We start from the raw sequence: 14,909 nt of genomic DNA on the forward strand, positions 1-14,909 counted from the left end.
TCCAACCCAGGATGAAGAAATAAGCTGGCCTATATCCTTGGATGGCGCGTAGCACGGTGCATGCCAAGCCCAATGCGACTACAAGGAGAACCAGGATAAAAGCATAACCCCAGCTGAATGAGATGACTGTAAAATAAAAGAAGGTCCCCAGATTAGCCAGATTAGCCGTAGTGTACAGGTTGTAAAGCTTGGGAGTCTGGCGTTTTAAGGAAAGCGCCGACGATTTGAAAAGGTAAAGGAAAAGGAGGGCTGCTCCGATCGGAACAATGATGCCACCATAGGCTCCCATAGGGGGTAAATGGCCACCTCCATACATGAGCGCGAAAGTATATGATCCGACATAGAGACAATAGTAGATAAAGTAGATCTTCCTGAAGAAGACATACATGCAAAGGTTATAAAAGAACATGGTGATAGCAACGCCGTATACAATGCCATTGAAAACACTTCTCCTTGGGTGTTCCTTGACATAGCTCTCGATAGAGTAGATCACAAGTGGGTGATCCATCCGGCCGTTTCCGTGCTGAAGCATGCCGAAAAAAACGTTTTTCCCCTTCTTTAGGACAATCCTGTAAATGGGTTTTACGAGGTCAAGATTTGGAAGATCGATTCGTTTCCCATCAAAGGTGCCCCGTTGCCAGCCTGTTTGAAGACGGCTTAGAAACTCTTGGTCCGACGGTTTTGGACCAGCAGGAAAAATTTGCCACTCGAGATTGCGGCTGATCTCCAACTTTTCCGTTTTGTCGTCGACAGTGACCCATGCATTTTCGCCAAAAGCTTGCGGACCTCCCCATATAAGGATAAGAATCGCGAGGATCATCTTAAGGCTACGCACAGTTTGACTCCACAAAGTATGGCCCTCACCTTTTCGTCACGACCGGTCTTGACTTCAAGAAGCAAAATCTACGCTCTCTTGCTTGGCTTGGTTCGGATGAAACTCCGTAAGCAGTCAGCCATATCCAGGGGTTGCTGGATGACCAGACTCGGTCAGTGTCTGGTCAAAAAATTCCAGATCAGGAGATCTTCGAACTCTGCAGCAGAAGTGGCCTTGGGCAGCTCAGTGAAGATGTGGTTCAGGTAGGCATCAAGTCCGATTACGGGATCACCAAGAAAACGGAGCGGTTTCGGCCATTGGCCGTCCAAGTAAGTCAGTGCCTGGCCAGTGAGAGATTAGGCGGAACCTTGTGAATCGCAGAAGACCAGGACTAGCCATGCTTTGGGGATCGGCTGTGGCGGCAGCTGCAATCCGAAAATTGAATTCCCCGGTTATGCGAGGAGCTGCCTCATCAATCGCCTCATGATGATTTTAACCTGAATATTTTCAGCTGTTTATATCTCATCATAAATACCAGACGATATTCGTGGGAACCAAAGCGCCCAGAGTTTAAGAAGGATAAAACCTTCCACTTGAGGGACGTCATGCGATACATTTCATGTTTCATTACCCTGATCTTTTTCACTCTGAGCTGCGGGTCCTCGAAAGATAAAGACAAGAACAACGATGCGGCGCCCGTTGCCGCTCAACTGCAACCGACAACGCCGACACCAACAACGACCCCAACCCCAACCCCAACCCCAACCCCAACCCCAACCCCAACCCCAACGCCAACCTCGACTCCAGAGCCTGTTCCGGAGCCAGCTCCAGCGTTTACCGAGGTCTTTACGACTGTACTAAAACCCAAATGCCTGCGTTGTCATAACAGTAACTCTGCGTCGGGTGGCATCAACCTGGAAACCAAGGAGATCCTGCTCGCAACCGAAGACCTTGTGCGCTGTGGTCACGCCGATGACAGCCTGCTTTATCAGGTTGTGAAGAAGGATGAGATGCCTTTCCGGGGGCCTCCTCTGCCATTAGCCGAGAAACAATTGCTGCAGCGGTGGATTGATGGGAACTGCCTTTAAATATCCGGACCTTGTCAGGCGTCCTCATAAAATCGTTGCGGCCTGCGCGTGCCTCTAGTAAAGGCAAGAGGAACCCCATGCGAGCGATATATGATATGGCGGATCACGAGTGCGAAAGATTACTTTATCAGGGGCGCTACAATGAAATCCTGGCCCTGAGCGTCGATAGCCCGGATTTTCAGCCGGGACCTCAGAACCTGCCCCATGTTGTAGCCGCTCTTGCCCTGCTCGGCCGTACCGAGGAAGCCGGCGGTCTTTACCATGCCTATATCAGCACGCTTCCGCCTAAAGCTGCGTTGGTGACGCGATTTTTCTATGCGCTGGCTGTCTGCCGGGAACGACGGATGCCGGCGGCGCGCTCTCTCTTCGTCGAGAATTGGAAAAGGGCTCGCGCCCTGGTGCAGGAGCTTGGGAAAGACGGAGCTTCCATTCCGGAAGTGGAGCGGGTGAAGTTCTATAGTGCTCAGGGCCTGGCCTTTCTGCGGTACAATATGGGCCACTTTCGACAGTCGGAATTTTGGATTCGGAAAGCCCTGAACTCGGCGACGGCCTCCTCTTTTCAGTATGGTTCCTGCCTTGCTCATGAACTCCACGGTCACATTCAACTTCAGGTCGGCCAAGTGACGGCCGGCATGATTAATCTGAAACTGGCCCGGGACAAAGCCGCACGACTCGGTCAGGGCGCCCTCACCCAGACTTTTGATGCCGCGCAGAGACTATATCGAGCAACTTATGGGCTTTGCTCACATGCCGATGAAATAATCGTCGAGCTGTATGAGGCCATCAGCAAATGCAGGTACGAGGACGCCTATACGAAAGCCTCACTGCAGATTCAGCTGGCGCGTATTCTGACTCTGACTGGTGATCTGAGGGAGGCTTCGGCCCTGCTGGAAAAAGCCAGCTCGCTCGTTTACAAGGTCGACAATCCCTATCTTGAGACCATTTATAATCTTTGTCTCGCGCATGTTCAAATGCTGGAAGGTAACGATGCCATCGCATTGTCCATCGCCCGCAACACAGAAGCCCGGGCCCGCGAGCGGAGCTACATGCCGTCTGTCTTGAAATCCCTGGGTCTGCAGTGTGCAATCCTCGAACGCATGGGTATGGGAGCGGAACAGAAGGCGGTGATCCGGGACATGAAGTCGTTAACGGCAAAATCCGGATCCTTTGTGTCCAGACGCATTCAGAGTCGTAGTGAGTTTATGGCCGCCAACTGCCGCCGCGGTGAGGACCCCCTCGGAGACCTGCTTGATGATGTGTATTTCAACAAGCGGGATATCATTGCGGATATCTTTGCCAAGGGTTGGCTCTCCTTTTTGCACCAGGTTCTCGGCGTCACGCCTCAGCAGAATCTGATCGTCTTTGATCTGCAGCTCGGATCCATCACCCTATTTTCCAGGGGCCACATCACGCACCGGGCCGAGGGCTGCACGGCTCTGATTAAAAAACTTCTCCTGGCCCTGAAGGACGGCCGAGAGCTGAGCAAGGAGGCAATTACGCATTTTCTCTGGGCTCAGGCCTATCATCCCATGCGGCATGATCAACTGATCTACACTCTGATCGCAAGGACGCGCAGGCTCCTGCAGCCTTATGCACGATGGATCGAAGTCACCGATCACGGCTATCGGCTCGAGGAAGGCGTGAGCCTACGAAACGGCCGCGTTGTGACCCAGAGCGGCAGTAGGGAACCTGACGTTCCGATGGCGGTGTCCCCAGCTGCTTCCGTGATGAAGTATTCACTACCCGAGCCATTAGAGGCCCGGGCGGAGCTGCCCCATCTGAATGCGAGGCAGATCGAGATCCTCGATATGGCCAGGGATTTTGAAAAAATTCAGCCGCGGCAGATGGCCAAGCGATTTAAGGTGTCCGACGCCACGATCACCCGTGACCTATCGCGGCTGGTTGAACTGGGGACACTGCGAAGATTCGGTTCCGGTCGTTCCACTTACTATCAAAGCCAGGAAAGCTGAAAGGAGATGCTGATGACAGGATATCAGGGAAAAAATCTTTGGACTTTGGGGGCCGTCATGCTCGGCAGCGTCCTCAGTCTGGATACAGTCAGGGCCAATGGGTTGGAACTGACAGGGACTTATACCGTTCCGATGGGTTCCTATATGGACGAGCCGCTTGAACTTTCGGCTCCCATCATAGAATGGAACGTGGACGACGAGGGAACAGTTTCTCTCGAATACGCCTTGCCTTATGAAATCGTGGGACCGGAGGCTCCGCTGATCAAACTGCGGAGTGTTTCCTTGGACCAACCCCTTCAATTGCGGGGAGACATGGCAGACGGCCTATGCCGCCAAAGTCAGAGTCAGATGTCCTGCACGATAGTCTATCAGAAGAATCAGGAAGGCATCTTCTCATTTGATTCCGGGGCTGGCCTTACTCACATGGAGGCACTCAACCTGGACGCCATTCAAATGGCAAGGGTCGTGAATGCCCAGGAAACGCTCATGCACGAAGCTGTGGGAGTTTTAGACTTCACGCTCCCATAGTCAGTCCACGCGTGGGTGGCTGAAGACCTCGGTGCGAGCAAGGCTCCCGCAAGCCATGGCAACAACCCTAAACCACGGGCGCAAAGGGGTGCCCCCCGTCCATCGCCCGCCCGATCCACTGTTGTTCCTATTCGGGAGGACACTACAATGCACAATATCATAGACTAATGCCTCGTACCCGAGCCAATCAAGAAAAGAGATGGATAACCTGGAAGTTTACGCGCGAAAAAGCACGGAAGCTAAAACGATCCGTCGGCTTACTTCACAGAAGAATTTTATGCGATTGTGCACGATGAATGGGACATGGTTTTGAGCGCCGGGTCATCAAGCTCCATGAGTCGGCCCCCGCAAGTTTCTCGAGGCACATTATGGCCTCAAACAGCTTCAATAGAACCGTTGTGAACGCTAAACCATCTCACGCTACAAATGCAGCGTGAGAGATTGCTGTGAGAATCAATCAATCCAGGTCAAATACATTGTAGGAATTCGTTACCAACTGCAATTTTCGTCCTTGACGTATAGCAGCAACGTCTCCGTTACTGACGTCGTCCAGAAATTCGGCGCAATCTCTTGCCACGCGCATATTCCTGGTTAGGAGGTCGGCACTGAGGGGGCGATCGGCATCGATCGACAGAGTCTGTTGCGCCGAGTTGATAAAGAAGCCCGATACCTGAACCTGTGCTTTTGATCCCTTGAAACCACCTGGGGGAGCCGAAGTTTCCAGAACAACGCAAGTGATATTGCCAGCAGGGATACTGACTCTTTCGCTTCCAAAGATTGCCGGGAAGTCGCGAAAATCCCTTGCTATTGCAGTGCTCCCTAGAGCTGTCGTAGTTAGGCCAATAGATAACGCTAGTTTCAGCATTTTCATCTTTTCTCCGCAGTATGTTTGTTGTGAGCCAAGCGCGTTGGCAATCAAAGCCAGAGGTCCAGTCGCGCCTGCTCCAGCTGGGTCATTCACAGATGCTGTTCTAGAGGACCATTTTAGGATTTTTAACTATTCTAATCTTATAAGAATGAGGCTATTTGCCCGATCCTTCGATATCAGGCAGGCCGAGCAGGTTTGTAGGGAAATTGGGGACAAAGCCAGGTGAAGCTGGCCCACCCTTGCCTTTTGGAGGACCGATCGGTATAAGGAGCGGGAATCCAAAGGAGCGTACTATGAACTTTATGATCTGGCCACAGTGGGATCCCGGAACTGTTATCGGTTATTCCCTGTTTGCCATCCTGTGTTTGAGCTTCGGTTTTCTGGAACAGCGCGGACTCCTGCTTCTGAATTACAGCCGCTTTAGAAAGACGAGCGGGATCAGCAGCCGGACGGGCATGTTTATTCTCTACTTCGTTCCCATCGTGGTCTATGCCCTATTCTCACGCTCCCACATGGATGCACCCACGCTGGTCCAGTCCCTCTTGTTTTGGGCCATCGTCGGACACTTCGCCAAACGCTGCCTGGAAGTGCTGTTTGTCCATAAGTACTCAGGTCCGATCGATCTGCCGACAGTTGCCCAGATCGCCATGGCTTATTCACTGGCCACTTTCCTTCTGGCCCGGTTGCATACCGTGACCATCGCCACCATTGATCCCCTGTTCATCGTGGGTGGGGCTCTCTTCATCTTTGGTGAATTCTTCAATTTTTATCATCATAAGCTGCTGGCCGATTTACGTCAGGTGGAAGGGCAGGAGCAAAAATATGCAATTCCCTCGCGCGGGCTTTTCCCATTGATCACGGCGCCGCATTATCTAATGGAATTGTGCGCATGGCTCGGCATCGCCCTGATGTCGCGACATCTGGGTGCGTATATGATTTTTATTTGGACCTGCGGTTATCTGTTCGGGCGGGCTCTACGAACGCATCAGTGGTATCACCAGAACTTTGCCAATTATCCCAGGGAACGCAAAGCGATCGTGCCGTTCGCGCTATGAACGAAAAAAAACCACTGAGATGAAGCTCAGCGGTTTGAAGGAGTCCAAAAAAAATCTTAGCGCAGGCGTAGAGCGGCTGGTTGAGCCGCGACACCTTGAAGTTTGTCAAACGAAGGTGGGAAGCTGCGCAGGTAACCAACGATGTTCGCTTCGTCGGTGACCGCTGCAAAGGTGAACTTATGGGTTGCAGCATTGGCCATCAGCGTGCTGTCGGGATACGTTCCGGTTTTCACGATCGCCAGAATTTCCGCGTCGGTGGCATAGGCCAGGTAGTCCGAGGAATGCTTCAGGAACGCGTCCTGACCGGCAGTGGCGCTGCCGTGACAGCCCACGCAACCGCTCAGACCTGGGGTGGCCGCGTTCGCAGCCGTATCATAACGCGTCTTGCCAGCTGTTATACTGGCATTCGTGTAAGCGGTGACTGTAACAGGAACGCTCAAAGTAGCGCCATTAGCAGTAGCCGAAATCGTCGTGGCTCCCGCCTGCTTGGTCGTATAACGACGGGCGTAGAATTTCTGGGTGATCTTCACATAATTCGGCTGGCCGTCGAGAGCCGCAGCCGGAATCGTCACGGCCGCATCGGTCATAAACAAAGGATCGACCTTGAATGAGAACTCAGTTTGGAGTTTGGTGAGCGCTGCCACCATTTCCGGACGATCCTTGAATTCAGTGGCCCATTTTTCCATGAAGGCATCGAATTCAGCCTGTGTTGTGAATTGCGGTACCGTGACGGCTTTGTCAAAGTCAGGCACAGCAGCCACGGCATAAACCCAGATCATTTCGAATTTCTGAGTTCCATCAGAAGAAAATCCGAAGAAAAGCGAACGGCCGGGGGCCGGAGCTGATAAGGGATACACGCCGATCGCGGGCGGATAAAGGTCAGTCAACTTTTGAGCAGGCACGTCGGTTTTCGGGGCATTGGGATCGGTCGCCGCATCACCAGATTGTTCGTCTTTGGCGGCTTGACCTTGCTCTTCGGCCTTGTCCTCTACTTTTTTCTGGCCGCAAGCGGTACTCAAAGCCAAAACTGCGATCAGTGACGTTGCAAGAATACGTTTCATCCGATACCCTCCCTCGTGCTTCCTCAGAAGCGTGCTTCTTTGCTCGTAAGCCGAATTCTGTTGATCCCTGTACTATCGCAAGATACAGGCCACGAAGAGGCGAGGGCCAAGGCCCTGATATTTTTTTCTATTGGAAATTGACCAAGGCGGAAACGGCTGGACTTTGGACGACAATGCCTGAAACACCGACAGAGGATTTGTCATGCATTCTGGTGCAATATAGGCCAGCAGGTAAGAATCCCCGCGAACGGGGATCCTTTTTGCAAATTACTGACCAGGGTTTTCAGCAGGACTTGGTGTTCCTGGTGTGGGTGGTGTGCCCGGTGCCGTGCCTGGAGTGGTCGGGGCTGTGCCTGGCGTCCCAGGAGCCGTCGGCGGTGTATCGGGAGCGGTCGGCATGGTGCCCGGTGCTGGTGGTGCGTCCGGAGCGACAGGCGCTGGGGGCGCTGGGGGCGGTGGCGGAGGCGCCTTCTTGAATTCGAAAGGATAGGCGATGCTGATGCGCTGATCGCCCCGCGGCTTGGGAAAGGTCCATGCTTTCATTTTATTGCGCAGGCAGGTGCCGATCGCCTTGTCTTTGAAGGTGTTTTGCTCCACTTCGCTGGCTTCGATCTTGCCTTGCAGGCCGATTAAAAAGCGGATTTTGACTTTGCCTTCCGCAGTTTTGTCTTTGTCGACAGTTTGCTGATAGCAGGCCAGGGCATCGTCGTTGTGGGATTGAATAACGGTCACGATTTCTTTTTGAGTCAGGCCATCGCCTTTGCCTTTGCCGGCAGCGGACAGGGTCAGTGGCGTCACCAGGGCAAACAAGGGAAGTACACATCGACGAAACATTCCATATTCCTTTCCGAATAAATCCACAGGAATCAGTCGAAGGCATAGTATCCAGATTCCCAAAAGAAGGAAAGGTACGGTAATAAAGTTCTTACCAATACCCAATAAAATCAAGGCACTGAATGGCCAAGGAAAAGGCAAATCCGGCCGTGCCGCCGACCAACCCACGGAAATGACAAAGCCGGGCACCTGGACGGGTTATTGCAAAATACCTCGTCTACCATGACACGTCCAGGAGTGTGCGATGATCTATCAACACGGAGATCTTGTCGTTCAGGCTTTTCGCGAAGAGCCCGCAACAGTTACTGTGAACGGCTGGACGATCAATTATATGGGGTTCTGTCGTTCAGAACACCGCAATAAGACGCCGTTGGTCCTGCTGGGCGGAGCCTTCCAATCCTTCTCCTCCTTTATTCAAGACGTGAAGGCCTACCTGCCGGAACTGCCCGTGCTGCTCGTGGCCTTGCCCGGTCAAGCCAGCAACCGTGAAACCCGCGATGCCTCGCATCTGAGCCTTCGCGATATGGCGGATCTTTTGGAAGGGTTTTTTCGGGAACTGCAGATCGAACAGGTGGCGCTGGCCGGTTATTCCTATGGTTCTCTCCTGGCCTATACCTATGCCTATAGCTATGAGATGCGGCTGGAGCAGCTGATTCTGGTGGGCTGCAGCCTGGATCTGCGGCACACCCAAAAGCAGATTCTGCAGTACGCCGTGGAAAATTTTAATTCGGAGACCATAGACGAGGATTCCGAAGCCGCATCCCAGGCCTTCTTTAATCTCAATGCCATGGATGAAACGGGTCTGTCGCTCGGACTTGTCGAGAATCTCATACACTCCATTAAGCGTATGAGTTCAAAAGACCTTGCCGGCTACCGCTCCAACTCCGCACGCCTTTTGCGCGAGCGTCTGCCGCAGCGGAATTTCCAGGTGCGGACCCTCGTGCTGACCGCTCTTTATGATCATTTCACGACACCGGATCAGAGCCTGGAAGTGCATGGCTGCTTCGAGAATGGCGATTTTGTCCTGATTGAGCGGGGGGATCATCTGCTGCCGTTGCGCCGCCCCCAGCTGATCAATCAGACTGTCCTGCAATTTCTGTTCGATGCGCCCTATGCGAGTGAAGGTGTTTTGTATGGTGACGACGCCATAGCCCGAGCCAGTGAACGCCGGCAGCAGTCCCGTTACAAGGTCAAGGGCTTGGCCGTAGTCCTGACTCATGCCGATCATTTTCGCTTCGAAGGTGTTCTGGATGACGTGAGCTTGGATGGCTGCGGTATTACCCTGCCGGGGCTTATGAGTGCAGCTGCGGAATTTGATGGCACCTGGCAGCTGGAAATCGGTTCGTCCGAGTATAAGATTCCAGGATTTTTGCGGGTGAACTGCGGCAAGGCCAACTTCGTATTTTTCAAGAAGACCCTGTCCGACCGTAAGCACATCAACGATTTCATCGAATCCTTCCAGGATCTGCCACTCGGTGATCGCATGAATGCCTAGGAATGGGCGAGACAAAGAGCGCGAATCCATGCACAATGAGCGGGAACTATCACCAAAAAGGAGGTCCCGCTCTTGCTTTTACGCATCATAACACTTCTGACCATCAGCTTGACCTGCCTGCTCGGCGGCTGTATCAAAAAGAAAAAAAGTGAAACGACATCGGCCACGCCGGTGAAAATCCTCTATCATCTGCGCGAGGCCGAGGAAAAAAGCGTCGACCCCATGAAACAGTTCGATGAAGTGTCCCATCAGCTTGTCGGTAATCTATACGACACACTTCTGCGGTATCACTATCTGAAGCGACCCTATGAATTGGAACCGAATCTGCTGACCCAAATGCCGGTAAAGCAGGCGGATGGTCGAACCTTCCTCTTTACCTTGAAAAAAGGCGTCCTCTTTCACGACAACGCCTGCTTTCCAGGTGGCAAGGGCCGTGAACTGAAATCAGACGACGTCATTTATTCGCTGAAACGCTTTGCGGATGCCAATGTCAATCGCCTGACCTACACCCTGATTCAGGGGCTGATCGTGGGTATGGATGAGTTTCGCGCAGCCTCCAGCAAGGACGGCAAAGCCTTCGCTTATGATAAAAATGAAATCACCGGCGTGAAAAAGCTGGATGATTCCACGTTCACCATCACCTTTGCTCAGGAAAGCCCGCTGAACTTTCACCCGCTGGCTTTCAGCGGCCTCTCGATAATGCCGCGCGAAGCTGTTGAGAAATATGGGGATGATATCGACAAAAATCCAGTCGGCAGTGGCCCGTTTATCATGAAAGCGTATTCCCGACGCGGAACCACGATCCTGGTACGCAATCCCAACTACCACGGGACCTATCCCACCGAAGGGATGCCTGAGGATAAGACGGCTGGACGATTGGAAGCGGCGGGCAAAAAAATACCGTTCGTCGATGAGGTGCATCTGCCCCTCATCGAAGAGACACAGCCTCAGCTGCTGAAGTTTAAAAAAGGGCAGGTGGCTTATGTCGCCATGAATCGCGATGATTTTGAACTGATGGTCGACCGCAAGGGCAGTGAGTTCGCGCTGAAGCCTGAATACGTCAAGGAATTTGATCTTTATTATGCCAACGGGCTGTTGAATTCTTTTATTCGCATCGGCATGCGGGATCCTATCCTCAGCAAAAAAGCGGTCCGTCAAGCGCTGGCGCTGGCTCTCGATTCGCAGGGCTATATCGACCTGATGTATAACGGCCGCGGACTCCCGCCCGATTCTTTGATCCCGGTGGATATTCGCGGCAGCGCGCGGGACACGGGATCGACCTGGCACAAGGCTGATCTGGAAGCCGCAAAAAAGAAACTGGCGGAAGCCGGTTATCCGGAAGGCAAGGGGCTGCCCGTTCTGACGATCGAATATCGCAGTACGAACAAGGATCAAAGGATGCGTTTTGAATACATCCGCAACGAATGGGCGAAGATTGGGGTCAAGGTGGAAGCCAATTTCCAGAGTTTTTCCAACTTTTTGAAAAAAACCGATGAAGGCAACTTTCAGCTGGCTGATGCCGGTTGGAATGCGGATTACCCGGATGCCGAGAATTTTTATGCTCTGCTTTACGGCAAGAATGTGGCACCCGGTCCCAATACGGGCAACTTCATGAATCCCCGCTATGATGAGCTCTATCTGCAGTCACGGCATATGGCCGACGGTCCGGAGCGCTGGAAGATCTTTGCCGAGATGGATGCCATCATCAAAGATGAGGTGCCCTTTATTTTGCTGGTGAACAATACCGTGGTGGGGCTCAAACAGAAAAATGTGCTGAACTTTAAACGCCATATGATGTCGCCGTTCCCTTATCGGTACCTGGATCTGGCCAATTGAAGGCCGAGAATATGTAAGGCTGCGTCCTGCAAACCTGGCGAAATCGTTCTTTGCAGCCGGATAGATCCGTAGTAGTTATGGCCGTCGGACAAACTACAAAGCAGGAGTAGCAACCGATGGCCAGCAAGCCTTATATCGTCGATGCCGAAGGTCGATGTCAGTTTGGACGTTATGCGCTGCCGTTCACTTCAGCCAATATCACCGATGGCTACCTGGAAGACTATGCCGGGTGGCTGAGGCAGCCCACCCGCTGGAATGCCTGGTTCCGATCGCTGCGGCTCAAGGAGTGGCATTTTATTTCCGTCAACCACCCTGATATGTTCGTAGCCTTTGCTGTGGCTCAGCTCGGCTACGTCGCCAATCTGTTTGTGTACGCCTTTGACAAAAGAACCGGGCGTATGCACGAGTGGGGTGACCGGGTGCTGCTGGGACGTAGCCTGACATTTGGGGAATCGTCGATCCAAGGTGATACGGTCTGGCAGAGTCGAACCTGCCATTTAAAAATCCTCAATCGGCCCCAGGGCTGGGATATCCAACTGTCCGTGGGTCAACTTTCCGCTAACTTTTCCATGCAACGTGACGAGGCGATGGCACTGGTGTTCCCGCTGGCTGAAAATCGGGCGGGCTATACGCATAAGGAAGTTGGCAATCGGGTGCAGGGGAAACTGACGATCAGCGGTGAGGAATTCACTCTGACGCCAGAGAACTGTTTAGGCGCTTCGGACTGGTCGCGCAGCTTTAGCAACCGGATCACGCAATGGTACTTTGCTTGTTTTGCCTGCTTGAGTGAAGAAGGGCAGCGTATCGGTCTTAATCTTTCGCGATTGATCTACGATGACCCGCAAGGCTTGAGTCAGGAAAATACCCTTTGGGTGGATGGCCGTAGCTATCAGACCGGACCAGCCGTATTCACTTTGCCTGATGCCAAGGATCTCCATTCCAAACCCTGGCGCATTCAAGCCGCCGACTGGCAGAACCCGTCCGCGCTGAGCGTGGATTTGACGTTCGAACCCAAGGGAGCACGCAAAGAGCATGTGTCTCTCGGGTTCCTGGCCTCAAAATTCACCCAGGCGTTTGGCAACTATGCGGGAACGGTGTCCGTGAATGGGCAGTCCTATCGCATCGCTCGTGCGTTCGGAGTGGCTGAAAAGCACTATTCAAAGTGGTAAAGTATAAGGGGAGGCATCGAGTATGAGCGATCACATTTTGTTTTTCGTGGGCACCACCCTCATTTTAATGGGAACGTTTTGGATCGGTGTTGCTATCTACACGTGGTTCGATAAAAAGAAACTTTTTGCGCGCTATAAGATTCAGCCGAATAAGTATGCACCGGCCAAGCTGGTGAAAAAAGCGGCGCGCTCGATCCTTATCAATCAAACGTTTATTCTCCTGCCGCTGATTTTTCTTACCTATCCGACGTTTGCGTATCTCGGTATGAACTTTTCGTTGAGTGATTGGTCGCCTATCTGGGTCATAGCTTTGCAGATTGTATTTTTTATGTTGATCGAGGATTTTGTGTTTTACTGGGCGCATCGCACGTTTCATCGGCCCAGCTTGTATAAGAAAATTCATAAGACTCATCATGAATTCGTTGTCCCGACCGCTATCGCCGCGCTTTATGCGCATCCTTTGGAATTCGTGATCGCCAACTCCCTGCCGGTGATGGCCGGGCCCTTCCTCCTGTGTCTGGTCGGTGTTCCCGTACACCTGGGAACGCTGTGGATTTGGCTCTTTGTGCGGGTGCTGGAAACATTGGATGGGCATAGCGGCTACAATTTTAAACTCTGGTTTCCGCATAAGCTCATTTACGGCGGGGGCGCGCAGCCTCATGACGAGCATCATTCCAAATTCAACGGTAACTTTGGCTCGTTCTTTCACCACTGGGATAAAATTCATGGGTCCACGCTGGAGACAAAGCGTCGGCCTGTCTCTCCCAAAGCCAAGGCGTCAGGCCTATAAGAGAAACCCTCGACGTCCTGAGGAGACAGCGTGCGGAACCAGGTTTTGCCTATGGTTCTGCTGTTGTCGAAACTTATGTATACCTGCTATCGATTGCCCTGTCTGCTCTGCACGACTCTTCGCTTTCCCTTAAGCCCTAAAACCCAATCATGGCAAGCGGTACAAACCTTGCTTAAGCGCTGATCGGTTACGGTCAGCACTCCAAGTCATCCAGCTGAAACGCTTGCATGCGGTTCGTTGCCGGGTTGCGTGGCGTGGAGACCGATTGATTGGTTATGTTGAACGGAGAGGAATCAGAAGATGAATGTGAACAGTTTGAAAACCCTGCCATGGATTCTGGGAAGTGTGGTCATGCTCAACGCGTGCGGTCAAAAGGATGAACACAGTGAAGTCGATATCGTGGGAGGTCGTGTGGTGACGGCGCAGGACAATGGACCTGAGAAAGGTTCCACGGTGGGGCTCGGTGGGTGTACGGGAACGATCATTGCCCGCGATCTGATCCTGACGGCGGCGCATTGTTATCAGAATTCCGTGCAGGGCGGTTATGCGCTCTTCGGCATGCAGTTCAACGGCCGCGACCGCAAAATAATTCGGATCAATGGGTCCACCGTGAATCGGGCCTACACCGATTCACATAATGATGTGGCCCTCCTGAAACTGTCCAGCGATATACCCGCGGGCTATCAACCGGTCAAACTCCTGCCGTCCGGTGTTTCTTTGAATGCGGGTGACGCGGTTCGCCAGGCCGGTTACGGCAGTGACAACCGGCCCAATTCCTTTGGAACCTTGCGGACTGTCGAGAGTCGCTATCAGGGCAAGACCCGTAGCGGCGCCCTTATGGTTCGGCATAATTCCACAGCCGCCTGCAGTGGCGATTCCGGTGGACCTCTATATGTGCAGAAAAATGGAACGTGGTACACAGCCGGGATCACCTCCACCGCGTATATGGATGCTTGGAGACGTTGCATCGGTGGTAACGAATATGCGAGCGTCAGTCTCAACTATGATTTAATTGTGGACATGGCTCGCCAACTCACCGGCCGTCAGGATCCGCTGGCTACGGGGAACGTGGCTCCACAGCCTCAGCCCGAGCCGGATGATGGTGATGATGGGGCCAAACCCGAACTGTTTGAGATCACCCGTCAACTCACTCAAGGTGGTGATGAACTGAACATCGGCGTGCAGAATACGTCTGGCCGTATGCTCTCGAACTGTTCGTTCACCTTGTCACCCGTTCGCAGTTTCTGGGGTTTTTATAGTGTTTCGTATGATATCACAACCGCGATTTCGAAGGTTGCTGCTGGTCAGGAGCTTGCCCTGCGTTTTCAGGATCCCTATGCGGACGATAGCCGTTTCACGGATATTGAGAGCTATACATTGAAGATGAGCTGTCAGGGTTGA

At 52.8% G+C, this 14,909-nt stretch carries 13 protein-coding genes; 9 read left to right on the forward strand and 4 right to left on the reverse strand.

Translation table 11 applies throughout. The features are described 5' to 3' along the window. On the reverse strand, window positions 1-835 hold an 835-nt coding region (locus VE954_RS25030), incomplete at its 3' end, for a 7TM-DISM domain-containing protein (RefSeq protein ID WP_324957979.1). Between the two features lie 584 nt (window positions 836-1,419). Here VE954_RS25030 and VE954_RS25035 point away from each other — a divergent pair. The 3 genes from VE954_RS25035 to VE954_RS25045 all read left to right on the forward strand — a co-directional run bounded on the left by VE954_RS25035 (window position 1,420) and on the right by VE954_RS25045 (window position 4,400). Further along, window positions 1,420-1,902 carry a c-type cytochrome domain-containing protein gene (locus VE954_RS25035; protein WP_324957981.1) on the forward strand — a complete coding sequence of 161 codons (483 nt, stop codon included), beginning with the start codon at window positions 1,420-1,422 and terminating at the stop codon, window positions 1,900-1,902. 77 nt (window positions 1,903-1,979) lie between these two features. Further along, window positions 1,980-3,872, forward strand: coding sequence for a DeoR family transcriptional regulator (locus VE954_RS25040; protein ID WP_324957983.1), 1,893 nt, complete (start codon window positions 1,980-1,982; stop codon window positions 3,870-3,872). A 12-nt stretch (window positions 3,873-3,884) separates the two neighbouring features. Beyond that, window positions 3,885-4,400 carry a hypothetical protein gene (locus VE954_RS25045; protein WP_324957985.1) on the forward strand — a complete coding sequence of 172 codons (516 nt, stop codon included), beginning with the start codon at window positions 3,885-3,887 and terminating at the stop codon, window positions 4,398-4,400. Between the two features lie 457 nt (window positions 4,401-4,857). On the opposite strand, the gene VE954_RS25050 is transcribed toward VE954_RS25045, so the two are convergent. Beyond that, complete coding sequence (locus VE954_RS25050) at window positions 4,858-5,271, reverse strand: hypothetical protein (RefSeq protein WP_324957987.1); 414 nt, start codon at window positions 5,269-5,271, stop codon at window positions 4,858-4,860. Between the two features lie 290 nt (window positions 5,272-5,561). On the opposite strand from VE954_RS25050, the gene VE954_RS25055 reads away from it, so the two are divergent. Continuing rightward, the gene (locus VE954_RS25055; RefSeq protein ID WP_324957989.1) at window positions 5,562-6,323 is read left to right on the forward strand and encodes a hypothetical protein; all 762 of its coding nucleotides are present in this window, start codon (window positions 5,562-5,564) and stop codon (window positions 6,321-6,323) included. Window positions 6,324-6,379: 56 nt separating this feature from the next. Here the strand turns inward: VE954_RS25055 and VE954_RS25060 are convergent, their stop codons facing one another. Together VE954_RS25060 and VE954_RS25065 are read right to left on the reverse strand one after the other, a co-directional pair. Continuing rightward, on the reverse strand, window positions 6,380-7,384 hold the full coding sequence (locus tag VE954_RS25060; RefSeq protein ID WP_324957991.1) for a hypothetical protein: 1,005 nt from the start codon (window positions 7,382-7,384) through the stop codon (window positions 6,380-6,382). Window positions 7,385-7,651: 267 nt separating this feature from the next. Beyond that, entirely contained in the window at window positions 7,652-8,218 is a 567-nt protein-coding gene (locus tag VE954_RS25065; protein ID WP_324957993.1) for an AgmX/PglI C-terminal domain-containing protein, read from the reverse strand. Window positions 8,219-8,462: 244 nt separating this feature from the next. Here VE954_RS25065 and VE954_RS25070 point away from each other — a divergent pair, with 244 nt between their 5' ends. The 5 genes from VE954_RS25070 (at window position 8,463) to VE954_RS25090 (ending at window position 14,909) form a co-directional block, all read left to right on the forward strand. After that, window positions 8,463-9,713 carry an alpha/beta fold hydrolase gene (locus VE954_RS25070; protein WP_324957995.1) on the forward strand — a complete coding sequence of 417 codons (1,251 nt, stop codon included), beginning with the start codon at window positions 8,463-8,465 and terminating at the stop codon, window positions 9,711-9,713. 72 nt (window positions 9,714-9,785) lie between these two features. Then, window positions 9,786-11,549, forward strand: coding sequence for an ABC transporter substrate-binding protein (locus VE954_RS25075; protein WP_324957997.1), 1,764 nt, complete (start codon window positions 9,786-9,788; stop codon window positions 11,547-11,549). Between the two features lie 116 nt (window positions 11,550-11,665). After that, entirely contained in the window at window positions 11,666-12,718 is a 1,053-nt protein-coding gene (locus VE954_RS25080; RefSeq protein ID WP_324957999.1) for a DUF2804 domain-containing protein, read from the forward strand. A gap of 22 nt (window positions 12,719-12,740) precedes the next feature. Further along, entirely contained in the window at window positions 12,741-13,508 is a 768-nt protein-coding gene (locus tag VE954_RS25085; protein WP_324958001.1) for a sterol desaturase family protein, read from the forward strand. A 300-nt stretch (window positions 13,509-13,808) separates the two neighbouring features. Next, on the forward strand, window positions 13,809-14,909 hold the full coding sequence (locus tag VE954_RS25090) for a S1 family peptidase (RefSeq protein WP_324958003.1): 1,101 nt from the start codon (window positions 13,809-13,811) through the stop codon (window positions 14,907-14,909).

Origin of the sequence: Oligoflexus sp. (assembly GCF_035638955.1) — a bacterium.
GTDB lineage: Bacteria > Bdellovibrionota_B > Oligoflexia > Oligoflexales > Oligoflexaceae > Oligoflexus.

Bases quoted from the DNA above. Each gene is read 5' to 3' on its own strand.
- VE954_RS25060 (WP_324957991.1), bottom strand. From the start codon at position 7,384: ATGAAACGTATTCTTGCAACGTCACTGATCGCAGTTTTGGCTTTGAGT.
- VE954_RS25035 (WP_324957981.1), top strand. From the start codon at position 1,420: ATGCGATACATTTCATGTTTCATTACCCTGATCTTTTTCACTCTGAGC.
- VE954_RS25080 (WP_324957999.1), top strand. From the start codon at position 11,666: ATGGCCAGCAAGCCTTATATCGTCGATGCCGAAGGTCGATGTCAGTTT.
- VE954_RS25085 (WP_324958001.1), top strand. From the start codon at position 12,741: ATGAGCGATCACATTTTGTTTTTCGTGGGCACCACCCTCATTTTAATG.
- VE954_RS25050 (WP_324957987.1), bottom strand. From the start codon at position 5,271: ATGAAAATGCTGAAACTAGCGTTATCTATTGGCCTAACTACGACAGCT.
- VE954_RS25055 (WP_324957989.1), top strand. From the start codon at position 5,562: ATGAACTTTATGATCTGGCCACAGTGGGATCCCGGAACTGTTATCGGT.
- VE954_RS25070 (WP_324957995.1), top strand. From the start codon at position 8,463: ATGATCTATCAACACGGAGATCTTGTCGTTCAGGCTTTTCGCGAAGAG.
- VE954_RS25065 (WP_324957993.1), bottom strand. From the start codon at position 8,218: ATGTTTCGTCGATGTGTACTTCCCTTGTTTGCCCTGGTGACGCCACTG.
- VE954_RS25045 (WP_324957985.1), top strand. From the start codon at position 3,885: ATGACAGGATATCAGGGAAAAAATCTTTGGACTTTGGGGGCCGTCATG.
- VE954_RS25040 (WP_324957983.1), top strand. From the start codon at position 1,980: ATGCGAGCGATATATGATATGGCGGATCACGAGTGCGAAAGATTACTT.
- VE954_RS25090 (WP_324958003.1), top strand. From the start codon at position 13,809: ATGAATGTGAACAGTTTGAAAACCCTGCCATGGATTCTGGGAAGTGTG.